The sequence below is a fragment of the Endozoicomonas sp. OPT23 genome (assembly GCF_009653635.1).
Classification (GTDB): domain Bacteria; phylum Pseudomonadota; class Gammaproteobacteria; order Pseudomonadales; family Endozoicomonadaceae; genus Endozoicomonas_A.
The window spans coordinates 674994-697947 of record NZ_PPFD01000003.1 but is presented as its reverse complement, the minus strand read 5'-3'; the positions used below and the strand labels follow the sequence as shown (position 1 = coordinate 697947).

The 22954-nt window shown below is 46.9% G+C and carries 25 protein-coding genes; 16 read left to right on the top strand and 9 right to left on the bottom strand.

What is annotated here, in order from left to right; genetic code table 11:
- Window positions 1–18: 18 nt before the first annotated feature.
- Window positions 19–852, bottom strand: a complete 834-nt coding sequence (locus tag EOPP23_RS09000; RefSeq protein ID WP_153765612.1) for an AraC family transcriptional regulator — start codon at window positions 850–852, stop codon at window positions 19–21.
- 137 nt (window positions 853–989) lie between these two features.
- Between EOPP23_RS09000 and EOPP23_RS08995 the strand changes: the two genes are divergently transcribed.
- The 8 genes from EOPP23_RS08995 (at window position 990) to EOPP23_RS08960 (ending at window position 5584) form a co-directional block, all read left to right on the top strand.
- Window positions 990–1472 (top strand): YHS domain-containing (seleno)protein, encoded by a 483-nt coding sequence (locus EOPP23_RS08995; RefSeq protein ID WP_153765611.1) that lies wholly within the window; start codon window positions 990–992, stop codon window positions 1470–1472.
- A 72-nt stretch (window positions 1473–1544) separates the two neighbouring features.
- Window positions 1545–1877 (top strand): thioredoxin, encoded by a 333-nt coding sequence (trxA, locus tag EOPP23_RS08990; protein ID WP_153765610.1) that lies wholly within the window; start codon window positions 1545–1547, stop codon window positions 1875–1877.
- Window positions 1878–1914: 37 nt separating this feature from the next.
- Window positions 1915–2199: a DUF2282 domain-containing protein gene (locus EOPP23_RS08985; protein WP_153765609.1), complete on the top strand. Its 285-nt coding sequence runs from the start codon at window positions 1915–1917 to the stop codon at window positions 2197–2199.
- 45 nt (window positions 2200–2244) lie between these two features.
- The gene (locus EOPP23_RS08980; protein WP_153765608.1) at window positions 2245–3144 is read left to right on the top strand and encodes a DUF692 family multinuclear iron-containing protein; all 900 of its coding nucleotides are present in this window, start codon (window positions 2245–2247) and stop codon (window positions 3142–3144) included.
- Complete coding sequence (locus EOPP23_RS08975) at window positions 3144–4007, top strand: DNA-binding domain-containing protein (RefSeq protein ID WP_153765607.1); 864 nt, start codon at window positions 3144–3146, stop codon at window positions 4005–4007. Before EOPP23_RS08980 ends, EOPP23_RS08975 begins: the two co-directional genes overlap by 1 nt.
- On the top strand, window positions 4004–4450 hold the full coding sequence (locus EOPP23_RS08970; protein WP_153765606.1) for a DoxX family protein: 447 nt from the start codon (window positions 4004–4006) through the stop codon (window positions 4448–4450). Before EOPP23_RS08975 ends, EOPP23_RS08970 begins: the two co-directional genes overlap by 4 nt.
- Before the next feature lie 225 nt (window positions 4451–4675).
- Window positions 4676–5086, top strand: coding sequence for a phnA protein (locus tag EOPP23_RS08965; protein ID WP_153765605.1), 411 nt, complete (start codon window positions 4676–4678; stop codon window positions 5084–5086).
- A 57-nt stretch (window positions 5087–5143) separates the two neighbouring features.
- The gene (locus EOPP23_RS08960) at window positions 5144–5584 is read left to right on the top strand and encodes a hypothetical protein (protein WP_153765604.1); all 441 of its coding nucleotides are present in this window, start codon (window positions 5144–5146) and stop codon (window positions 5582–5584) included.
- 1 nt (window position 5585) lies between these two features.
- Here the strand turns inward: EOPP23_RS08960 and EOPP23_RS08955 are convergent, their stop codons facing one another.
- The gene (locus EOPP23_RS08955) at window positions 5586–5879 is read right to left on the bottom strand and encodes a hypothetical protein (RefSeq protein WP_153765603.1); all 294 of its coding nucleotides are present in this window, start codon (window positions 5877–5879) and stop codon (window positions 5586–5588) included.
- A 205-nt stretch (window positions 5880–6084) separates the two neighbouring features.
- Here EOPP23_RS08955 and fliO point away from each other — a divergent pair, with 205 nt between their 5' ends.
- Entirely contained in the window at window positions 6085–6495 is a 411-nt protein-coding gene (gene fliO, locus EOPP23_RS08950) for a flagellar biosynthetic protein FliO (RefSeq protein WP_153765602.1), read from the top strand.
- A gap of 5 nt (window positions 6496–6500) precedes the next feature.
- Here the strand turns inward: fliO and EOPP23_RS08945 are convergent, their stop codons facing one another.
- Window positions 6501–7277: an NRDE family protein gene (locus EOPP23_RS08945; protein ID WP_153765601.1), complete on the bottom strand. Its 777-nt coding sequence runs from the start codon at window positions 7275–7277 to the stop codon at window positions 6501–6503.
- Window positions 7278–7418: 141 nt separating this feature from the next.
- On the opposite strand from EOPP23_RS08945, the gene EOPP23_RS08940 reads away from it, so the two are divergent.
- A complete protein-coding gene (locus EOPP23_RS08940) occupies window positions 7419–8219 on the top strand; it encodes a carbon-nitrogen hydrolase family protein (RefSeq protein ID WP_370514725.1) in 801 nt (266 codons plus the stop codon).
- Here the strand turns inward: EOPP23_RS08940 and EOPP23_RS08935 are convergent.
- The 5 genes from EOPP23_RS08935 to EOPP23_RS08915 all read right to left on the bottom strand — a co-directional run bounded on the left by EOPP23_RS08935 (window position 8212) and on the right by EOPP23_RS08915 (window position 15041).
- Window positions 8212–8715: a hypothetical protein gene (locus EOPP23_RS08935; protein ID WP_153765600.1), complete on the bottom strand. Its 504-nt coding sequence runs from the start codon at window positions 8713–8715 to the stop codon at window positions 8212–8214. The two genes, EOPP23_RS08940 and EOPP23_RS08935, sit on opposite strands and share 8 nt — an antisense overlap.
- 66 nt (window positions 8716–8781) lie before the next feature.
- Complete coding sequence (locus EOPP23_RS08930) at window positions 8782–10317, bottom strand: C2 family cysteine protease (protein ID WP_153765599.1); 1536 nt, start codon at window positions 10315–10317, stop codon at window positions 8782–8784.
- Between the two features lie 101 nt (window positions 10318–10418).
- The gene (gene ppk1, locus EOPP23_RS08925; protein WP_153765598.1) at window positions 10419–12593 is read right to left on the bottom strand and encodes a polyphosphate kinase 1; all 2175 of its coding nucleotides are present in this window, start codon (window positions 12591–12593) and stop codon (window positions 10419–10421) included.
- Window positions 12594–12708: 115 nt separating this feature from the next.
- The gene (locus tag EOPP23_RS08920; protein ID WP_153765597.1) at window positions 12709–14067 is read right to left on the bottom strand and encodes a hypothetical protein; all 1359 of its coding nucleotides are present in this window, start codon (window positions 14065–14067) and stop codon (window positions 12709–12711) included.
- Between the two features lie 35 nt (window positions 14068–14102).
- Entirely contained in the window at window positions 14103–15041 is a 939-nt protein-coding gene (locus EOPP23_RS08915) for a LysR family transcriptional regulator (RefSeq protein ID WP_153765596.1), read from the bottom strand.
- 108 nt (window positions 15042–15149) lie between these two features.
- Between EOPP23_RS08915 and EOPP23_RS08910 the strand changes: the two genes are divergently transcribed.
- The 3 genes from EOPP23_RS08910 to EOPP23_RS08900 all read left to right on the top strand — a co-directional run bounded on the left by EOPP23_RS08910 (window position 15150) and on the right by EOPP23_RS08900 (window position 17816).
- Window positions 15150–16136 carry a zinc-dependent alcohol dehydrogenase family protein gene (locus EOPP23_RS08910; RefSeq protein WP_153765595.1) on the top strand — a complete coding sequence of 329 codons (987 nt, stop codon included), beginning with the start codon at window positions 15150–15152 and terminating at the stop codon, window positions 16134–16136.
- A 33-nt stretch (window positions 16137–16169) separates the two neighbouring features.
- Entirely contained in the window at window positions 16170–16967 is a 798-nt protein-coding gene (locus tag EOPP23_RS08905; protein WP_153765594.1) for an SDR family NAD(P)-dependent oxidoreductase, read from the top strand.
- Window positions 16968–17051: 84 nt separating this feature from the next.
- Window positions 17052–17816 (top strand): polysaccharide lyase, encoded by a 765-nt coding sequence (locus EOPP23_RS08900; RefSeq protein ID WP_153765593.1) that lies wholly within the window; start codon window positions 17052–17054, stop codon window positions 17814–17816.
- Window positions 17817–17929: 113 nt separating this feature from the next.
- Here the strand turns inward: EOPP23_RS08900 and hemB are convergent, their stop codons facing one another.
- Window positions 17930–18928, bottom strand: coding sequence for a porphobilinogen synthase (hemB, locus tag EOPP23_RS08895; RefSeq protein ID WP_153765592.1), 999 nt, complete (start codon window positions 18926–18928; stop codon window positions 17930–17932).
- Window positions 18929–19055: 127 nt separating this feature from the next.
- On the opposite strand from hemB, the gene EOPP23_RS21765 reads away from it, so the two are divergent.
- Genes EOPP23_RS21765 through EOPP23_RS08885 form a run of 3 tightly spaced genes read left to right on the top strand, consistent with a single transcriptional unit; the run spans window position 19056 to window position 22885 of the window.
- Entirely contained in the window at window positions 19056–19724 is a 669-nt protein-coding gene (locus EOPP23_RS21765) for a TVP38/TMEM64 family protein (protein WP_370514724.1), read from the top strand.
- A 5-nt stretch (window positions 19725–19729) separates the two neighbouring features.
- Window positions 19730–21208 (top strand): NAD(P)/FAD-dependent oxidoreductase, encoded by a 1479-nt coding sequence (locus EOPP23_RS08890; protein WP_370514723.1) that lies wholly within the window; start codon window positions 19730–19732, stop codon window positions 21206–21208.
- Between the two features lie 39 nt (window positions 21209–21247).
- The gene (locus EOPP23_RS08885; protein WP_153765591.1) at window positions 21248–22885 is read left to right on the top strand and encodes a hypothetical protein; all 1638 of its coding nucleotides are present in this window, start codon (window positions 21248–21250) and stop codon (window positions 22883–22885) included.
- Window positions 22886–22954: the final 69 nt, after the last annotated feature.

Here is a 22954-nt window from a genome sequence, read left to right as displayed (position 1 = left end):
AAGGCTTTGCTTCTGAAATCAGTCGATATTCTGCTGGTTACCTAGCCACTCTTTGGGTGACATCCCGGTTCGACTTCTGAACACACGAGCGAGTGCCGAGGCATTTTCATAACCTACCTCATTGGCTACCCAGCCGACAGGTTTATCCTGTTTCAGCAGCCCCTTAGCTATTTCGACCCGCCACCCTGACAGGTAGTCGTTGGGTGTAATGCCAATGACCTTTTTAAAGTGCTCTGCAAACCGTGAGCGGGACATCATTGCTTTTTCTGACAGTTCGACCAGAGACCAGTTATGTTCAGGTTGGTTGTGAATAACGTCCAGAGCCTGCGCGAGTTTCGGGTCAGAGAGGCCTGCCAGCAAACCTCCGTTGATATCGCCAGAAGACATCAGGTGTCGTAAAAGCTGGATAATCATAATTTCACACAGCCTATCCATAATAATCTGTCGGGCACTGTGTTTTGAAAAAGCTTCTTCAAACAACCAGTCGATGGTCGACTGCAGTCTGCCTGCTCTGGCCAGAGGAATAGAAACCATATCCGGCATGGAGCTGGCCAGAGGGTTGGTTGGCCCAGAGCCATAGTGAACTTCAGCACAGACAATCTCTGTATTATCTGCGTCTTCAGCCATGATGCGGTGCTGTGTGGGTCTGGGATAGAACAACAAGGTTGGTTCAGAAAAAACTTTATCAGGTTTTCCTCGCTCCAGAATCTTCAGTGTTCCCTTCTTTAATAAATGGATGTGTCCTATGCGGGCGTTGGGCTCTTCGAAAGAGGAAAGACCGCAGAGCTGGCCGGAGTAGAAGACTCCAGCCGAGATAGAAAAGCGGCTTAATACGGAAGAAAGTTGGTCCATGGGACGATTTGTTCCAAAGTCGAGACTGAATCAGTCAAATCATCTCATAGATGCATTTATATTTCTTCATAAGCGGGGGGCAAGGGAGCTCCTGAGCTCACTTTAAGAACTGACTTTCAAAAAGCGTGGAGAATAAAATGACCCTCTTGAAAAAATCATTCAAAACACTGATTGCTGCCTCGGCACTGGCTGTATCCGGCACTCTGTTTGCTGCTGATATAGATGTCAATGCAGACAGCAACGATGTTGCTCTGCACGGTTATGACCCAGTGAGTTACTTCACAGTGGGCAAACCAACAGAAGGTACTTTCGAATACACCGCGACTTACAAAAACGCCATTTTCAAATTTGCATCTGCAGATAACCGCGACACGTTCAGAGCAGATCCAGCCAGGTATGCGCCTCAATACGGTGGTTACTGTGCCTTTGGTGCATCAGTTGAGAAAAAGTTTGATGGTGATCCAAATGCCTGGAAGGTGGTTGACGGCAAGCTTTACCTGAATCTCAACAAAAATGTTCAGACCAAATGGCTGACAGATGTTCCTGGTTATGTTGAATCAGCTGATGAAGCCTGGCCTGAAATCAGTCAACTTACTGTCAAGCAATTAAGCGAACGGTAAAGAAGAAAAAAGATCGTGGCAGTGTGAATCCATACTGTCAGTTCACAAGTATATGAGTGAAGAGAGAGCAAGATGAGTGTTCTGGATATAAAAGACAGTAGCCACTTTCAGCAAATCAGTGAAGAGTCTGATTGGACGCTGGTCGATTTCTGGGCCCCGTGGTGTGGACCCTGCAAAATGATGTCACCAGTGCTGGAAAAAGTAGCCGCTGATTACCAGCAGCAACTGACTACAACTAAAGCCAATGTTGATGATTTGCAACAACTGGCCGGTCAGTTCGGCATCAGAGGTATTCCAACTCTGGTTCTGTTGCATAAAGGTAAAGCTGTCGACCAGATATCCGGAGCACAGCCAGAACAGGCACTGAGCCGCTGGCTGGACAAACATCTGACTGCTGCCTCCTGACAAACACTAAACAACATATATCAAAGGACTTAGACCGATGAACAAGAAGGCCCTTATCTGCGCTGGTTTTGCTGCTGCCCTGTCTGTAGGTGCTGTTTCCTCTGCTCAGGCTGCTTCTAAAGAAAAATGCTACGGCGTTGCCAAGGCTGGTCAAAATGACTGCGCCAACCTGGCTGGTACTCACTCCTGTGCAGGTCAATCCAAAAGTGATAACGATATTGGTGAATGGAAAGCAGTAAAGAAAGGTACCTGTGAAACATTGGGCGGTTACGACAAAGCAGAAGCCAAGAAGCTTTGGGAAAAAGAAACCAAGAAAGCCTGATAGCTATTACTCAGTAAAAGCGAAGAATAAGCCGGAGTGAACACTATGTCTTTTTTCAATACTGAAAAGACTGCAGTTGATAAGCGAACCCCTGTTGGTGTCGGTCTGCGACATGGCCACTATCAGCAAGCGCTGGAAACTCCGGCAGACCTCGACTTTATCGAGGTCCATTCCGAGAACTTCTTTGCAAAAGGTGGAGCTTTGCCCGCTCTGCTGAGAGAGGTGTCAGAACTCTATCCAGTCAGCCTTCATGGTACGTCACTGGGCTTGGGTTCAGCCGCAGGAATATCAGAGCAGCATCTGAATTCATTGCACCAGCTGGCCAACAAGGTATCCCCGGTTATGGTGTCTGACCATGCTGCTTTTGCCTGGGGAGAGCTTGGCAATCAATTGCATCATGGTGGAGATCTGTTGCCTGTTGCCTTTAATGAACAGTCTCTGCAAACCATGACTGACAATATCAATCGCGTTCAGGAAAAACTTCAACGTCAGATACTGGTTGAAAATCTGTCGGCGTACCTTGAACCGAAAGGCAGTACCTTAACGGAAACTGAATTTTTGACCGAACTGGCAAAACGAACCGATTGTCGTCTGCTGGTGGATATCAATAATCTTGCTGTAAACGCTATTAATACCGGCTCAGCTGATATCTCCGGAGAAATAGCTCAGTGGATTTACAGTATGCCGTCCAACATTGTTGGCGAGATTCATCTGGCTGGATGCACGACAGTACCGGCAGGTGAGATTATGGTCGACGACCATAGCCAAATGGTTTCAGATATTGTCTGGGATGCTTATGAGAAAGCACTCAAACACTTCGGCTCAACCCCGACCCTGATTGAGTGGGACACAGATTTACCTGAATGGTTTGTACTGATTGGTGAAGCAGAAAAAGCCAGAACGATTGCTGCCAGAGTTTTCCAGAGCAAAGAGGAAAACCTGTGATGATTTGTAATAGCAACTGCAACAGCGAAGAACAGAACAGCCTGCTGGCCGCCATCACTGAACGTGGTCCGGTTTCTGAATTTGAGCTGAAAGGCCTGAAAGCCTATCAGAGAAATCTGAAAGCCAATGCCACAAGAGCTCTGGAGATAAGCTTTCCGGTTGTTGCACAGCTGTTGGGTAATGAAGCCTTCAAACTGATTTGCTCGGAATTCCTGCAAACTTCCCTGCCACAGGTTGGCGACTGGGGAGAGTGGGGAGAAGGGTTATCAGACTGGCTGAAAGGTCATGAGGTCAGCGCTGAGCTTCCCTATATCAGTGATTGCGCAAAACTGGACTGGTTACACCATCAGGCAGAAAGAGCGGAAGACTATCAACTGAACGCTGAGTCTTATCAGTTATTGGCCAGCGATGACGCAGCGCTCGGAACCTTGTTGGTTAATCCGACAGCACAAATATTTGAATCGAACTTTCCTGTCGTCGATATCTGGTTAGCACACAATCTGCCGGAAAAAGACCGGACAGAGTTTTTGGAAGCAGCAAAAGAAAAGCTTCAACAGTGTCAGGGACAAGTCGTTTTACTCTGGCGCCAGCACTGGCACGTGCAGGTGAGAGCTATAAGCTCAGAAGAACACCTCTGGCTTGGTTACTTGTCAGATAAGCAATCGCTAGAGCAGGCACTGAGTCAGCTTGAGCAAACACGATTCGAGCAGTCACAGTCTGAAAAATCACAGACCGAACATCATTTTACTTTTGAACAGTGGCTCCCGGGGGCCATTGAAAGCCACTTAATTACAGGCTTTGAGCCGTTGTGCACAGAACCATTCACAGAACAAGAGACACAACTTTCAGGGATATCATTATGAACGCTACCAGCCCCGCCATTTTCAGAGCCAATCAAGGTGCCTCCGAGCTGTTGAATTACTCACAGCCATTACTATTGCTGGCAGCCAGATTCTATGTGGCCTGGGTCTTTTTTGCTTCCGGTCTGACCAAGATTGAAGACTGGGAAACCACACTGTTTCTGTTTGAACTCGAATACGCAGTGCCGCTCATTTCTCCTGCATTGGCTGCATGGCTGGGTACAGCTGGTGAACTGATCTTTCCGGTTCTTTTGACCTTCGGCCTGTTTGGACGAGTGGGTGCTCTGGGCCTGACCGCTGTCAATATTGTTGCTGTGATCAGCCTGTCTGAAATTGCACCTGCTGCTCTTACCCTCCATTACCTCTGGGGTGTGCTGTTGCTTGGCGTTGTCGCTTTTGGCCCCGGCAAGCTGTCTGTGGATAACTTCATTGGAGCTGAAAAGTAACACTAACGAATTTTATAGTGCCTACCCAACCGGTTCGACTTGTTGAATCGGGTGAGAAACATTCGCCCCCAACGACTTTTCTCACATTCAGCTGCGCGCCTGCTCTCTTGGCCCGCAGCTTTTTTTATTTCCCGTCATCATTACATCTGCTTCCCAGGGTGTATCATTGCCGCAGTTTTTATCGTGGCACTTTTTTGCTCATGGCTGATTTACTGGAGGTAATACATGGCTAAAGGTTTACTGAAACATCAGGAACGGCAGAATGCACTGAGCCTGTTGGGAAAGGATCTTACCCGCAGAGCTTCTTCCAAGTGTGAGCTCTGTGAAGCTTCTGGTGTTTCCCTGAAGATTTATGAAGTGGCTCCGGTTCCGGCTGAACCCGACATTGAACACTGCCTGATGACCTGCGACACCTGCAGAGAACAGCTGACTCACTTCGAGAAGAAGCCCAAGCATATGCAGGCTGATCACTGGCGCTGCCTGGGCAAAACCGTCTGGGGAGAAGTTCCGGCAGCACAGGTAATGTCGGTTCGTATTCTGCGCCAGATGTCAGAGAAGTACCCCTGGGCAGCAGAGATTCTGGAGCATGTATTTCTTGCGCCTGAAATTGAAACCTGGGTTGAGCAAACTGACTGAGTAAAGCCCTGAAGCTGTCGATATAAGGCTTGTAAGCAACTACTGCTGGCAAGCCTTATGACTCAAGTATCCAAAAAGCGATCTTCATACGAGCTGTTGAAAAGCTGCCTTCAGGGACAGCAGGAAAGAGTTGACCGGACTCTCAGTGAGGTTCTGACCACAAGGCAGCAGCTCAAAAAGCATAAAGAGCAGCTTGAGCATTTGCTCGATCTTGATAGAGAGAGTCAGAGTCATCTGAGAGAAATGCCTGAAAGCCAGTCAGCAGATTACCTTCTATTGCTGCAGGAGATGACTGAAAAAGAGCGGAGACATGTTGATGCATTCACTCGAAGCTATGAAGACTCATTGAGTCAACTGAGTGCAGAAAAAGCGGGTTTGCGGCAGATGTTGTTGATTCTGGCGCAGAATAAACCGTCAGAACAAAGGAAGCCGGTTGGAAAGATTACGCTGACTCAAAGTAATGACAGGGTCAAAGAAACGGTTGGCGAAAAGTCCTGACTCAGGGATCTAACCTGCCCTTTAAATCATTCATCTTCTTATTAATTTTCTGATTTACTCTTAGTCTGTCCGCTATTTTTTCCTGTTCCTGCTGGCAGCTGGCAATCAACAGCTGATAGCTGTTTCCCAACAAATCAAATTGATCCATTTCTGCATTGGACAAGACATTGTTGCGTTTACTGTAGGATTCAAGAATGCCTTTAACTTCGCTGTCGATCTCGGAAATTTTGTCCCAGTCTTCAGCCAGCAAGGCAAGCTCAATCTTCTTTAGAACCGCCGGAATGTTTGAGTTCATTATTCTATTCCTGATTGAAGGCTTCGTATGTGTTATCGCTTTCCACTGGCTGTTTGTTAGCCCCAATATCCGGGTTAGCGGTTGTTTAATAAATAATCAAACCTTATAGTCGAAAGATACAGCTGTTGATTTTTGAGCTACCCGAGTAGCCAGAAACACGAATTCAGAAGCCAGCTACACATACTTCTATCAAGGCTGCAGGACTATGAATCGAAATCTACTATTTTTACTCGCAGTCAGCAGTTCTTTCCCCTCCTTCGCTGAAGGTGTCAAAACGCCAGAAATCAGTATTGCTCAGGTTTTATTGCCATTGGCTATGGTAATTGGCTTGATATTCGCCTTAGCCTGGCTGGTGAAGCGGTTTCATCCGGGCACACCGGGCATGGGTAAAGGGGTTCAGGTGCTTGCTAATACGCCTTTATCCAGTCAGGCCAGAGTCTGCCTTGTGCGGGTTGGTGGTAAGGATGTGCTGTTGGGTGTCACCAATCAGCAAGTGTCGCGGCTGCTGGTTCTGGAAGAAACAGAAGAGGTGGAAGAAGCAGGCCAGCAACCCAAGAATGATTTTGCTGACCACTTCAAACGTCTATTGAACCGTGATGGTTCAGACGCTCAGTAAACCATTTATTGAGTCATCATAGGGAAGTTCAGAATGAACTCCAGTTGTTCTCCCTTCACACCCTGCTCAGAATAGTTCTGCTCCAGCCAGTTGAGTTCTCCCTGATCGTTCAGAATCAATACACTGGTATTTCGTGTTCCATAGTCATTGCTGGCAATAAAGCGACTGGATAGCAGCTTCTCTCTTTCAATGGATATACCTGTGCTGGGAAGAGAGTCTTCAGAAGCCTGACTGGCATTATTCATTATCTGAATCAGGGACTCTGGCTGGCAGTGGTTGTCACAGTCCAGTGCAGAGCTCAAACCCTGCTTTGCAGCAGTCAGTTTCGGCCAGGGTGTATCGAGAAGATGATTACAAAGCGCGTGAACACCGGGTTTCAGTTTGACGACCTCATTCATTCGGTTGGAGTAGTAATAGATACCGTTTTTATCTCCAATCAGCAGGTTAAACCCTGAATACATGTCTGCCTGATTATGGATAATGCTCAAGTACTCTTCGGGCGACTGTCCATTTTCCAGAAAGTCCCGAACCAGATTGCCCCGGGAAAGCTCGCCCTGAATAATCGGTACTTCACGGTAATTGGTTACCGCAGCAAAACGTCCTTTTTTGTTGATGGCCAGCCAGCTGCCGTTTGCCTGAAGGTCTCTACCGCCGAGGACATCGGGGTTGTCTTCCCAGTAATGAACCTGTGCAGTTGGACGGGCATAAAATTCGTCACGATTGGCGACCATCACCAACGGGTACTTGGCTTCAGGCTGCCAGGAGAATGAAATCAGACACATTGTATTTATTCGTGCGCTCGTAAATTTTGTTTGATTCTATCATTGAGACGATTATGGAATAAGCAGACTTCGATAGCTTTCTTGTAATCCATTGCAACCATTTTACAATTATTCCTTCAGCCATAACCGAGACCAACAAGAGTGAAAAATAAAATCACCGCAGCCGTGGTTCAGATGTGTTCAGGACCTGATGTCAGTGAGAACCTTCATCAGGTTGAACAACTGTTACACGGGCTCAATGGTTCTGCTGACCTAATAGTTCTGCCAGAATGCTTTGCTCAGTTTGGTGGTGACATCCCTGCTCTTGGAAACAACACGACCGAGGTTAGGGACTGGCTTGCGACCACAGCGAGTAAGGAGTCTGCTTGGCTGGTGGCTGGATCGATTCCATATACCGCTGAATCACATAAGAATCCCAAAGCAGCCTGTTTTGTTTTTTCCCCTGAAGGAAAGGAAGTCTGTCGATACGACAAGATTCACCTGTTTGATGTTGATGTCTCAGACAACACCAGCCGTTATAGAGAGTCTGATGATTACTCTGCAGGAAAGCAGGTTCAGGTTGTCGATATGGGCTTTGCAAAAACAGGTCTCAGCATCTGCTACGACGTTCGTTTTCCAGAACTGTATCAGCAACTTCGTCATCAGGGCGCAGGTATTATCACCGTTCCTTCTGCCTTTACTAAAGTAACCGGAAAAGCTCACTGGGAATCCCTATTAAGAGCCAGAGCTATTGAAACACAGTGCTTTATTCTGGCGGCAAATCAAGGAGGGGTTCACCCAAACAATAGAGAGACCTGGGGACACAGCATGGTTATTTCGCCTTGGGGAGAAGTGTTGGCAGAAGCAGGGGAGGAACTATCGTTAATGACTGTGGAGTTGGATCTTGCTCAGATTGAGAGAGTGCGACAGCAAATTCCGTGTTTTGAACACAAGGTTATTTAGGAGCCTGAGCTTCAGACAGCTCTTTTTGTAGCGTCTGCATTTTTTTCAGAATATCGTTAGCAGCTTCGGGGCTAAAACCCTGTTGTAGAAGCATGGCCTCATCTTTTTTAGAAGCAGGCTGTTCTTTCGCTAGCATTTCTTTAGCTTGCGTCGGATCCGGGAGGATAGGGCGCAGGCCTGAAAGCGTGGAAGTTAAGAGAAGTGTACGGTCATCTTTTAGTTTTTTTGCTTCACGGAGTGCTCGTAGTTGTGCTTCGGAAGGTAAGGGGGAAACCTCCGTTCTTTTACTTTTACGGCTAGCTAGGATTTTGTCACGGGTAGGGTGAGTCGTGTCATAAGAAGAGCTGGGTCTGAAGGTAGACAAAGTCACCTTGGAAAGGCTGGTAGTTTTACCCGTAGAAAACTTATCCTGCCCCGGCTGAGCTGGCTTCTTTTTATATTGTTTTCTCTGAATACTCGTATTTGCTGAGCCCGCCAAACTATCCATTGCATCCATAAGAGCTTTAACCTGCAGAAATATCCTGATACTGAGACAAACTGAATGCAGTAAAGTTCCCTGTCATCAGGACGTACTGCGTAAGCCACCCTTGGCTGTGGCCGCATTTCGAAAGTACTTATGCAGGTCATTGTAAGAGCAAAAACGTGTGGCGCGTCCAGACCCTTTCAGATACGAATCGGTAACGGCTTCGTTTTTATCGACACTAATAAAATCATCAAAAATTTCCGGTGTTTGACCTTCTTCCGGGAGAATAAACCCATAGTCCGCGATATCAATGTCATCGAAAACGTCCTCAGCAAGATCATAACTCTCGAGTAGAGAGTCTGAAGAATCTGGAAGCGTAGTGGGTACGTTTTCTGAAGAAGTTGGTTGAGAAGGCTGTTCTGGTGAACTCTCAAGGGAGTTGGAGCGACTTTTTGATTCAGAGTTATCTCCGCCCAAAGACTCTCCGTAAGGGTCATATATGATAACCCCTTTAATATGGTGACCGTCTTTTGTTCGTTGTTCTGCAGGTCCAAGCACAGCAACTGCATGGTTACTGGGTGTGCCAGTTTTTAAAGCCTGAATTCCCCCTTTTATCTTTCCGTGAGTACCAAGAATAACGGGGACTCCGAGCTCAATATTTGTCTTTAATAGCTCTAACTGGCCAGGATCTGTCAGATCTTCCTTATCAAAAGTAACGGACGATTTAAAATCCTGTTTGAGGTTCTCAGGTGCCTTACATTTAGGAAATGGCGGCAAAAACTGTATGGCACTGAATAACTCGGAATGATCGGCGGCGGTACTGCCTGTTGAAGATGTGTATCTGTCTCTCAGGGGAATAAGGTTTGCCGCCTCTCCATAGTTACCGGCATCTTCCATAGATTTGATTCTTGTCTGAAAATCAGACCTGAGTTTTGTTCGCATCCCTGAAAACGCTTTTTCAATAAGGCCTGGCCAGAGAGCCTCACTTTTATTGCTAAATGAAAATATATCCTCACCATTATTGCTAAGTAAGCGATCTGTTGAGACAGACACTGCCTGCTGGTCAATACCATCTGCCTCAAAAGTAACTGAAGCTTCGCCTGATTCGGTTACTTGAATCGAACCCTTTAATAGTTCTTTACCTGTGGGTGACGCTGCGTAAGAGGCCAGTGCAGACAGTAGGTGGCAGGTTGAGCGGCTGTCAGCCTGTCGAATGTCTTCAGGAGCAGGACCTGACTCATTGAAAATAGGGCGCTCCGGTTCTATTGCAGTGGCAAAACTGGTGGACCCATTCAGTTCAGCAAGCTGGTGATCCGTTACCCTATAAGAGCTGACCTTATCGCTCTTCGAGTGTGGCTCTATCTCAACTTTCTGAACGGGAAGGCTGTAAACAAGCCGTTCTTTTTTAGTAAGAGAATTGGCTCTGCCAGCTGCTCTCACCACAGAGTGTTTGGTGATTTTTTCTTTGGCGATGCCATAGCTTTTATTCTGGTCGGGAATCTTATTTTCAGTATCTGATGCTTTTCTTAATGAACGGTGTTTGAAGAAACCTTTGAAGGCAACGACTATAGAGTTTTTTCTGGCATTAGGGTCTTCTGGAAGATTTGTACCCGAAGGTCCAATAGTTGTGGGCATGGCAAGTTACCTGTCAGACTTTTTCCTTCAGTATAGGAAGAGCCATAACCAGCAAGGCCTTAAAGCCTTACCGGTTATTACAGGGAGCTGTTGTAGAAGGGCTACTGAGTGAAGGTAGCCAGATTTTCCAGCAAGCGGCGCTGAGCATTACGGCGACGCTGCCCACGAGTTGGTTTGTTCTGAGAGTAGCTGCCATCCGTTTCCAGCTGCCAGCTGCGGGTGTTATCAGAGAGATAGTATTCCAGCTCTTTCTTGATACGGGCAGAGAGTTTGGTCTCTTCAATCGGGAAACAAGTCTCTACACGGGAATCCAGATTCCGGTTCATACCGTCAGCACTGGAGCAGTAAACCTGAAACTCGCCCATATTCTCGAAGTAGAAAACCCGCGTGTGCTCAAGGAATCGACCGATTACTGAGCGAACCTTGATGTTGTCAGACAGGCCAGGAACCCCCGGGCGCAGGCAGCAGATACCACGAATCACCAGATCAATTTCCACACCGGCCTGAGCAGCTTTGTAGAGCGCTTTGATCATCTGACTTTCAGTCAGCGCATTCATCTTCATGATGATGCGTGCAGGCTTACCTTCTTTAGCATTAGCTGCTTCACGGTTGATCAGTTCGATCAGGTTCTTCTTGAGCGTGAACGGTGCGTGGAAAATCTTGCGAACCCGCACGGTTTTACCCATACCAGTGAGCTGCTGGAATATCTTGCGAACGTCGTTGGTAATGTCCTTGTCGCAAGTCAGCAGGCTGTAATCGGTATACAGTCGTGCATTACCTGCGTGATAGTTACCGGTGCCCAGATGTGCATAACGTTGAATGCTGCGACCTTCACGACGAACGATCAGCATTAACTTTGCGTGTGTCTTGTAACCCACCACACCATATACGACAACAGCTCCTGCTTCCTGAAGACGACGAGCCAGCGCAAGATTCTCTTCCTCATCGAAACGGGCACGGATCTCTACTACTACGGTAACTTCCTTACCGTTCCGGGCGGCTTCTACCAGTGCATCAACCAGTTCCGAACGGGCACCGGTTCGATAGAGAGTCTGACGAATAGCCAGTACGTTCGGATCGTGTGCTGCCTGGCGTAGCATATCGATAACAGGCGTAAACGACTCAAACGGGTGGTGAAGCAGAATGTCGGAATGCTTAACTACATCCAGAACATTGGCTGCCTTGTTACGACGCCCCTTCATTGTTTTCGGATAGCCCGGTGTGAAGGGAGGGAAATTCATGTCTTCAATGCCATCAGCATCGCAGACCGACATCATACGCGTCAGATTTACCGGCCCATCAACACGATAGAGCTCATCGTTAGTCAGCCCAAACTCATCCAGCAGGAAATCCACCAGAGGTTGAGGACAGTTGTCTACTACTTCCAGTCGTACAGTTTCGCCGTAACGGCGGGAAAGCAGTTCGCCCTGCAATGCTTTAGCAAGGTCTTCTACTTCATCTTCCAGATCAAGGTCACTGTTACGGGTCAGTCGGAACTGGTAGCAACCTTTGATAGTCATGCCAGGAAACAGATCCTGCATATGCAGGTGAATAATGGACGACAGGAATATGTAATTGGTGCCTTCATCTTCGCAGACTTCACTGGGTAGCTTTATTACTCTTGGCAGTGACCGTGGCGCAGGAATGATCGCCATACCGGTTTCACGGCCAAAGGCATCTTTGCCTTCCATTGAAACGATAAAACAGAGCAGTTTGTTGGCCAGTCTCGGGAACGGGTGAGCGGGATCAAGACCGATGGGACTGATGATGGGCATCACTTCGTTATAGAAAAAGCGTTTGACCCAGGCTCGTTGCTTTTCAGAAAGGTCTTTGCGGCGAATAAAATTGATGTTCTGCTTAGCCATCTCCGGCAACAGAACATTGTTCAGTATTTCGTACTGACGGGTAACATTTTCTTTGGCTCTAGTGCTGATTTCTTTGAGCACATGTTGCGGACCCATGCCGTCCAGCCCTACCTGCGCACGGGCAAATTCGATCTGCTGCATCAACCCGGCAACACGAATTTCAAAGAACTCATCAATATTGGAGCTATAGATCAGCAGAAAGCGGAGACGCTCGAGCAGAGGGTGCTCTTCATTCAGTGCCTGCTCAAGTACTCGAGTGTTGAACTCAAGATGACTGAGTTCACGGTTGATATAGTACTCAGGGTTATTCAGGTCAGTAATACGAGGTGCCGCCGGCACTGGAGGAGTAGCCGGGCTATCGCTTTTAATCTCCTGAACTTCGGGGAGCTCCCGATCTTGCGAATTATCCATGTGACCTCTTACTGCATCTGTTGAGCCGAGCTGGCCGATTCAATGCTGATTTTTCTTCTACTTTACCAGAGTTTGAGAGTGTCTGGAGGAGTAAAAATATAGACTGTAGTCTCAACTATGGAAAACTGGTTTTCTGAAGTTCTAAGCTTTTAATATATTGCTTTAGGCTTTTTAGAAAATTACTTTTTTCTTGAATTGAATCAATCCACTCTAATAAAATGGTGCGATCTTTCTCTTTTTTTATTTCAATATGATCAAGTAGGCCGGAGGATTTCATGTCTTGAAAAGCTTTAGGTGAAAAAAATAAGGGTCTAGTATTAGTTGCCAATAGCGTAAGTAAATTTTCTCCTTCAATCATAGGTACGCCGTCTATAGCATCTTTTCTAAGTAGGTTGATAATAAAAATCCTCAACTTTGAATAGTTGTCAAAATGTGATGAAAAAACAAGTTTAATAATTTTAGGTAATTTAATATCTACCTCATTGTCGAATAGGTAGTTAATTATTTCGATAATATGCGCTTCAGCTTTTAAATCTTTTCTGTAAGGGAGTTTTGAAAGCAGTATGTAAATTGGGTTAACGCATTTATTATTTGAATCATAGTTTTTTGTAATATCAGTAAAACCAATATTATTTCTGATGACCCATTTGAGAGTGTCAATAGAATATTCGCATGGTTCTACACATATAGAGGAAACTAAATCCATACCTTGAATACCTATTGATGTGCCTGGAGGAAAACTTTCTTCAATACATGTCCAGATTTCAGCTCTGAGCTCCAGGTGGTAATCCCATTTTTTTTGTAATAGATAGAATAAACATTCATCGAATTCAGAATGGTTCTCATCGCGAGAATCGGAAAACTCAACATCATTAGCTAGGAGAAATTTGAGTACCTTAATTGCTTCGGAGCCACTTCTGGCTGAATCATGCGCTAATGTTTCCCATATCAGCCCCTTACCTGACGGATGAACCACATGGAGATCTGCGCCATAATCATAAAGCAACTGAACTATTTCAAGGCTGCTTTCACGACAGGCAATTGTTATCAAAGATAGACCCCAGTCAGTAGCCTTTGCTAACGATGGCTGTTTCTGCAATAACTGCTTAAGAGCCTCAGGATCACAATTTTGAATGCAATTCACAGCTAATGAAGTAAGACACTCAATTCTTTCTGAGATGTCGGTATTGGTGAGAGAGGGCTCAACAGAGAGTTGGGAAGTGCGTCTCGTTACTTGTAATGGTCTGAATTCATCCACTGATGTGTTTGAAGCGTCTCTCGGAATGTGAGATACATCAAGTCTGACACCATCAACCTGCACCGTATTGTAGTCCTGGTAATGTCTGACGAACCTTCCAAAACAGTATCCGACAGCACTACCTGCGATGGCACCCGCTGTTCCGCCACACAAATAACCAACTGCAGAGCCTGCTGCTGCGAAAGATAAACCCTTTAAATTGCAGATACTGTCCATAGCTTCTACCTGCTCTTATTAATATGAATTGATATTTAGATATGGATTCCCTGCAATGGTTCCCTGGCTGACATTAAGAGGGCACTGTCCCAGTATGGAACTTCACCATAACGTGCTGAAAAATAATCAATAAAAACCCTGACTTTGGGGGGAATCAGGCGTGAGCTGGGGAATACGGCCCAGATGGCTGCATTGGATGCTTCCGGGGAGTCGGCCAATATCTGCACCAGTGAGCCATTCATCAGGTGTTCGTACACACTCCAGGTGGCATTCATGGCGATGCCCATGCCGTTTACACAGGCATCACGCATAGCCAGCCCATGATCGGTTCGGAAATGGCTACGGGTTTTGATGGTCTCGATACTAGAAGAAGTTCTGAAACTCCACGAATCCTGGCCAATCAGGTTGATGCATTGATGATTGACCAGGTCTGCCAGTGTTTCAGGTTCTCCGAATCGGCTCAGGTAATTGGGAGAAGCGCAGAGGATTCGTTTATCCGGAGCCAGTTTGCGGGCAATCAAAGAGGAGTCTTTAAGGCCGGCATTTCGAATCGCAATATCAAAGCCTCCTTCTACCAGATCGACAATGGTATCTGTCAGTCGCAAATCAACCGTGAGATCAGGATAGATCGACATAAACTCGGTCAAGGCCGGCATCAGGTGCATACAACCAAAAGAAGCCGGTGCCGATATACGCAGGGTTCCCTTGGGAGAACTGCTGCCAACACCAATGGCTGCTTTTGCAGCGTCAACACTGCCCAGTACTTCTTCAGCATGGGGAAGAAAAGTTCTGCCCTCTTCCGTAAGCGACACCCTGCGTGTGGTTCTATGAACCAGCCTGACCCCAAGTTGCTGTTCCAGTTTGTTGATATGCGAGCTGGCGACAGCCGGTGAAATACCTAGCTCCTGCCCTGCCTGACTGATGTTACTGGTAGCCGCCAGTCGTACGAAAAGCTTTAAGTGATCAATGTTCATACCGGATTATCAATAAAATATTGAAACTGATTATAAAAGTTAGCTGATTATCATTAATTGGTTGATTAACTACCATGGGTTCATCAATTCAAACAGAGATTTTGACCCATGAAAGCCATGATTATTCGTGAGTTCGGTGGCCCTGGAGTATTTGAAACTGCCGAGCTGCCAAAGCCTGAAGTAAAAGCCGGACATGTTCTTGTACGTGTAGCCGCTACCAGCGTGAACACTGTCGATTCCATGATTCGTCAGATGGGCAAAGAACTGCCGCTCTCCCCTGACCTGCCCGGTGTTCTGGGAATGGATTTTGCCGGTGTGGTTGAATCTGTCGGTGAAGGTGTAACAGCCTTTAAAGAAGGGGATGAAGTTTACGGTTGTGCAGGTGGTCTTGGTGAACTTCAGGGCGCACTGGCCGAATACATGCTGGCCGATGCAAAGTTGATTGCCAAAAAACCGGTAAGCCTGAGCATGAAAGAAGCGGCGGCTTTGCCTCTGGTTGCAATCACTGCCTACGAAGGTTTGGTAAGAGCGGGCGTGAAGCAGGGACAAAAGGTTCTGGTTCATGGCGGTGCTGGTGGTGTAGGTCATGTTGCACTGCAGCTGGCAAAACATTTTGGTGCTGACGTTTACTCTACCGCAGGTACAGAAGAGCATCTGAACCTGATTAATGAACTGGGTGCTGAAAGCATTAACTATCTCGAAGAAAGCGTAGTGGACTATGTTGAAGAGCACACGTCAGGCGTCGGCTTTGATGTGGTCTTTGATTCTGTTGGTGCTAACAATATCGCTAACTCTTTTGATGCTGCAGCACTGAATGGTCAGGTAGCCACTACGGTTTCCATGGTAGAGATGGACCTGGCGACTGCACACTTCAAAGGCTTGTCACTGCACGTAGTCTTTATGCTGATCCCGATGATTCACAACGTTGGTCGTGAAGTGCATGGTGAAATTCTGACTGAAATTGCTCGTATTGCGGAAGCGGGTGGTTTGAAACCTGTGCTGGACGAAACAGATTACAGCCTTGAAGAAGTCGGAAAAGCTCATGCCCGTCTTTCCAGCGGCAAGGCGACTGGTAAAGTAGTAGTAGCGGTTTAACGACCGCCAATAATGCCTGAAGTGGTGAATAACATGGCCAAGACCATTCTGATTACTGGTGCCACTGACGGCATTGGATTTGAAACAGCAAAGCTCCTTGTTACTGAGGGGCATCATATTCTGCTCCATGGCAGAAGCGATAAGAAACTGGCGAAGACAAAAGCTGAGCTACTGAAACTGGATACTAATGCTCAGGTTGAAACCTATAAGGCAGATTTGTCTCTGGTGTCTGATGTCGAGACTCTGGCAAAAGAGATTTCAGCCAATCATCAAAAACTGGATGTTCTGATCAACAATGCCGGCGTTTACAGTATTGCTGATCCGATCACTGAAGAAGGTCTGGATGCCCGCTTTGCTGTTAATACCATTGCACCCTATCTGCTGACTAAAAGACTACTGCCGCTGATGAACGCTGAAGGTCGAGTTGTGAACCTGTCTTCAGCGGCTCAGGCTCCAGTTGATCTTCATGCTCTTGCTGGCAGAGTAAGATTGAATGATGGACTTGCTTACGCCCAGAGTAAGCTGGCGTTAACTATGTGGAACAATAACTTGGCGAAAACCATTGGCAGCCAGGGGCCAGTTGTTGTTGCAGTTAATCCGGCCTCGATGCTGGGCAGCAAAATGGTCAAGGAAGCTTATGGCGTTTCTGGTGGTGATCTTCGAATAGGTGCGGATATTCTGGTTAGAGCTGCCTTGTCTGATGAGTTTGCCAATGCTTCAGGAAAATATTTCGATAATGACTCCGGACGCTTTGCCAGCCCACATGCTGACGCATTGAACGATGAGAAGTGTGCTGAAGTCACTCATGCTATTGAGAGAGTTTTAAAATAAGGCTTTCATACGAAAAGGGTAGATAAATTCAGCTACTCTTTTCGCTATAAGAAACTAAATAATGGACTGGTTGTTGGCAAGGTTATGGCAAAAATAATAAACCTGATACAAACAGCGATACTTGTTTCCCTGACAAGCGCCTGCTCAGCCAACGACCGTGGTAATTTTGGTCCATTCAAGCGCTCCCTGAACATAACGAGTTATGGTTATTCAGTAATAGAAGACTCAACAAAAACCGCTCCGTCTCAAATGATCGAAGTCTTTGACGTCAGGCCTGGTGATTGCAGCAGTAACAGTGGCTGGAACGACTGTGAAAAAGACCGGGAAAGGAGCGAGCTAACAGAAGTCGATAAAGATAATTATCCAGGCAATGAATACTGGTATGGCTGGTCTATATACTTTCCGGAAAGCTATCCAAATGTTTATCCAACCAAGGTTGCCCTGGGTCAGTTTCATCAGTACCAGTCACACCCTGCATGGATGTTTCAAAATTCCAGTGGAGGTTATCATCTGGATAATCATATCCCTAGCAATACAAAGAAAGACTATCTGTTAATTGATGAAAGTGAACTCAGAGGCAAGTGGCATAGAATTGAAGTCCATGTCAGATGGACTAAGGATGATAAAGGCTTCTTCTCGGTTTGGGTCAATGGAGAAAAAAAGGTCGATTATCATGGGGCAACAATGACAGCGCAGCGAGTGTACTTTAAGTACGGTGTTTATCGTTCGTTTATGTCGCGCTACAAAAATGCAAATAACGCCAACTTTGTACCGGCTCAGACAGCTTACTTTTCAAATGTAAAAAGAAGTGATGACAGGAAAGGGTTGTTACCAGAAGCAGAAGACTAATGTTTCTGGTTGAGGTATATACCGATTTTGTTAATGAATAGGATCACTGCTTTGCTCTTTGGCACTCTTCAGAGTTTCACAAAGAGCAAAGTTAGAAGTGACCCTTTCTTTAATTACTTCTGCAGTAGTTTCGCAGCATCTTTAGCGTAATAGGTCAGAATGGCATCTGCACCCGCACGCTTAAAGCAGAGCAGGGATTCCATGATGATGGCATCGCGATCCAGCCAGCCATTATCAATAGCGGCCTGATGCATGGCGTACTCACCACTCACCTGATACACAAAGGTGGGGGCTTTCAGTTCGTCTTTCACACGACGAACTACGTCCAGATAAGGCATACCCGGCTTCACCATAATCATGTCTGCGCCTTCATTCAGGTCGGCAGCCACTTCATGTACGGCTTCATCCAGATTACCGATATCCATCTGGTAGTTTTTCTTGTTGCCCTTGCCCAGATTACCTGAAGAACCAACAGCATCACGGAAAGGACCGTAATAGCTGGAAGCGTATTTGGCAGAGTAAGCCAGAATACGAGTATTGATGTGTTTTGCTTCTTCCAGTGCTTTGCGAATAGCACCGATACGGCCATCCATCATGTCGGATGGCGCTACAATATCAGCACCGGCTTCAGCGTGGGACAGAGCCTGCTTCACCAACACGTCAGTAGTTTCATCGTTCATCACATAGCCGGTTTCGTCTGTCAGACCGTCCTGACCGTGGCTGGTGAATGGGTCCAGAGCAACGTCGGTGATCACACCCAGCTCAGGTACGGCAGCTTTCAAAGCACGAACAGTGCGCTGAACCAGACCTTCAGGGTTGTAAGCTTCTTCCGCCAGATCAGACTTCTTATCTGCAGAAACTACAGGGAACAGAGCGATGGCAGGAACACCCAGCTCGACCAGTTCCTTGGCTTCTTCCAGCAACAGGTCCACACTCATACGTTCAATGCCCGGCATGGAAGGAATGGCTTCACGCTGATTCTCTCCCTCCAGTACAAACATTGGATAGATCAGGTCATCCGCCGTCAGGACGTTTTCTCTCATCAAACGACGGGAGAAATCATCAAATCGCATGCGTCTTGGTCGACTGGAAGGAAAGGGTCTTTGAATCATTTTTCTTAACTCGGTGAAACCAAAGTGAAATGGCTAACGTAAAGACAGACAGGCATTATACAAAACTCTCTGTAAAAGACTCTCTTCAAAGAGCTGCTCTGGCAGTCAGACTACTTGGGATTGTTCAATGAACAAAAGTAAAATACTTCTTCTACTCGCCATCGTTGGCGCTGTAGTCGCATTCTACCTGCTGGATGGCCAGCAGTATTTGACCAGAGACTATTTTTTAAGCCTTTACAGTGAAAATCCGGCTCAAACTATCGCCATCTTCTTTATTGTCTATGTAGCTGCTGCAGCTCTTTCCCTGCCAGGCGCAGCTTTGCTGACTCTGATTGGTGGTGCAATATTTGGTTTGAGCACAGGCCTGCTGGTTATCTCATTTGCCAGCACCATTGGTGCGACGCTGGCTTTCCTGATTGCTCGCAGCCTTCTTGGTGACTGGGTTCAGAACAAGTTTGGCAACTATCTTGAAACCATCAACAAGGGGGTGGAGAAAGACGGTGCATTCTACCTGTTAAGCCTTCGTCTGATTCCTGCCGTCCCTTTCTTTGTCATCAACCTGGTAATGGGTCTGACACCCATGAAGGCCAGAACCTTCTACTGGGTCAGCCAGTTAGGCATGCTGCCGGGTACAGCGGTATTCGTTAACGCCGGTGCACAGCTGGGACAGGTTGAAGAACTCTCTGCCAGCGGCATCCTGACACCTGAACTAATTGGCTCCTTTGTGCTGCTGGGTATTTTCCCGTGGGTTGCACGTAAAGCTATGTCTCTGATCAAAAAGAACAAAGGGGAGTAACCCATATGTTGTTCGGTAACCCTGTTTATAAAGGCTTCAATAAGCCAGAGAAATTCGATAACAACCTGCTGGTGGTTGGTGCTGGTTCGGCGGGGCTGGTCAGCAGTTATATTGCTGCTGCCGTAAAAGCCAAGGTCACCCTGATTGAAAAGCACAGAATGGGTGGTGATTGCCTGAACACCGGCTGTGTCCCCAGCAAGGCTTTGATTCGCTCGGCAAAGATGGCTCATTACATGCATCGGGGTGAAGAGTTCGGTCTGGAAAATGTTCAGGCTGAAGTGAACTTCACCAAGGTGATGGAACGGGTTCAATCCGTCATCAAGCAGGTTGAACCACACGACTCGATTGAGCGTTACTCAAGTCTGGGCGTCGAATGTGTGACAGGTGCCGCCAAGCTGATCAGCCCGTGGGAAGTGGAAGTTGATGGCAAACGCATTACCAGCAAGAACATCATTATTGCCAGTGGTGGTCGTCCATTCGTGCCGTTTTTGCCGGGTTTGAACGACATCACTTACTACACGTCTGACACTATTTGGGATATCCGTGAAAAGCCGGAGAAACTGCTGGTGGTCGGTGCAGGCCCTATCGGCAGTGAGCTGACACAGGCTTTCACTCGTCTGGGTGTTAACGTCACTCAGTTGGATCACGGTTCACGACTGCTGCATCGTGAAGATGAAGACGTTTCCGAGCTGGTGAAAAGGCAGTTCCTGAAAGACGGCGTTGATCTTCGTTTGAAGCACGAACCCAAGTCTTTCCATAACGACAATGGTCGTCAGTATCTGAAAGCGCTGCATGAAGGACAGGAAGTAGAGATCGACTTTGATGCAGTATTGTTTGCTACAGGCCGTAGAGCCAACACCAGTAATATGGGGCTGGAAGAACTGGGGATAGAAGTCACTGAACGCGGTACTCTGGCTGTTAACGACTACCTTCAGACAAAATTCCCGAACATCTATGCCTGTGGTGATGTGGCTGGTCCTTATCAGTTCACTCACGCGGCTGCTCATCAGGCTTGGTTTGCCGCGGTAAATGCGCTGTTCGGCAAGTTCAAGAAGTTCAAGGTGGACTATTCAGTGATGCCTTGGGCAACTTTCACTGACCCGGAAGTAGGTCGTGTCGGCTTGAACGAGACTGAAGCGAAGGAACAGGGTATTCCTTACGAAGTCACCAAGTACGGCATTGATGACCTTGACCGGGCTATTGCGGATGAAGAGGCGAGAGGTTTCGTCAAAGTTCTGACTAAACCAGGCAGCGACAAGATTCTGGGTTGCACCATTGTCGGTTATCACGCCGGTGAGCTGATTACTGAATACATCAGTGCCATGAAGCATGGTCTGGGAATGAACAAGATTCTGGGTACCATTCATATCTATCCAACTCTGAGTGAAGCCAATAAATACGCGGCAGGCGAGTGGAAAAGAGCCCATGCACCGGAAGGTGTGCTGAAGTGGGTGCAGAAATTCCACGGCTGGATGCGTAGCTGAGCCTGAAGCCACTGCTAGATTTAAATGAGAAGCCTCTTTATGAGGCTTTTATTTTATCTGTCGAATGGCAAAGGACTGCGAATTATGGGACTGGGGTCGGTTCAATCAGGTGGCGTAATAAACCATGACCAGAAGGCAGCTAGCGAAAGGGTATCTATATCCAAGGGTGCTGATAACCCAGGGCGGATAAACAGACATTCCATTACTGAGCATCAAGCTCCCAGCCAGTTAAAATCGGCTCGTCTTTACCCTGCACTTGATAGCAAGTCTCTTAGCCAGTACGGCATCACCTCACAAGCCCCTTCTGACGTTAAAGTGCATTTAACGCCTGCTGCTCCTGTACCTGAACGACTATCCCAAGAAGAAAGTATTATGTTTGGGAGAGCTGATCGTCTTATAGGTCGAATTGAAACAGAGCAAAGAAAAGGGGGATACGAGCCTCAGGTTCGCAGTGAAGGTGCCTTCGAAGTTCAGGTCAGTCAGGCAAGAGATAATCTTAAACAGGCAAAAAACCTGCTTAATCAGGCTAGCGGGCTGGATAAGAGTGCTGCCCTGAATATGAATCTCAGAAGTGCCGGGCTTGGTGGCAATGAATTAAGCCCTGCTGGTGGGCAGGCGGAAGCCGCGATTATTGCAGCGACAGAGCTCGTTCATCAACGAAAGGATGAGTTGGAGCAGGCAAAAGGTGAGCTCAGAGCATTAAAAAAACGGTTGAGCATGGAAGCTAAAGCGAACGAAAAATCCAGAAAATCTGAAGATAAACTGAACCGTAGAGCAGGCACTCTCAAAGCTGATGTTGGCACTATCAGGAAAGGAATCAAAGAAGCAGAAGGCAAATCCAGTAAGGCGATTGGGAAGGAACTTGCTTCTGTAGAAGCAGCTCTGAAGAAGGCCAAGTCGGTTCAGTCTTCAGCCAACAAGCTACTGGGAGGGATACAAAGAGAGTCCGGGAAGCATGGCTTCGGCGCGGATGCCCTTACTGCAGAAACAAAAAAACAGAGAGCAGCAGCCGGCAGTGAAGTAGAGAAATTAAAGCAGGAAGTTGCGGTCTTAAAAACCAAAAGAAAGGCTGCACAGAGACAGGAGAAGAAAGAGCAAAGAGAAGCAAAGGTCGAGCAGAAAGCAATGGACCAAGCTTACAGGAAAGCTAATCAGGATTTTGATAAACCTACCGCAAACAAATCAGCACCTGACGAAAAAAAGGAAACAACACCACCTACACCAACTAGTGAAAGAGTGCTGGCTCGTGGAGGAGCGGTACGTAGAAAAACAGGAACAAAGCCTCAAGAAAAAGAAAGTATCACGGCACTTCAGCCAGACAGAGCGAATGTTGCTGAATACGTGAGAGGTATTACTCCCTCAAAAAAACTGGGTTTCGGGGATATAGACAGATCGATCTCATCAGTAAGAGAAATTAGGGAATACAAGCAGGTACTGGCTGATATACGGGCTTCAAAACTCAGTTTGTCAGCCAAGCAAGAATTGCGAGGTCACTTAAGCGCAGCTTTGCTAGGTGCAATGAAAGACCCTGCAAAATTTAAGCATATGACGCCGAAGCTGATTGAACATGTTATGTATGGTTACACGAAGGACGACATTGCAGCTGAATATCCCAAGGCAGTAGAACGAGAGAAATCATATCTGCAAAAAACATCCCGACGCCTTGATAGAGGATGATTACTTCAATAATAAGCAGTCATCTTAATTCCTGATAAATATTGTCAGAGTTCGCAACTTTGGTGATTA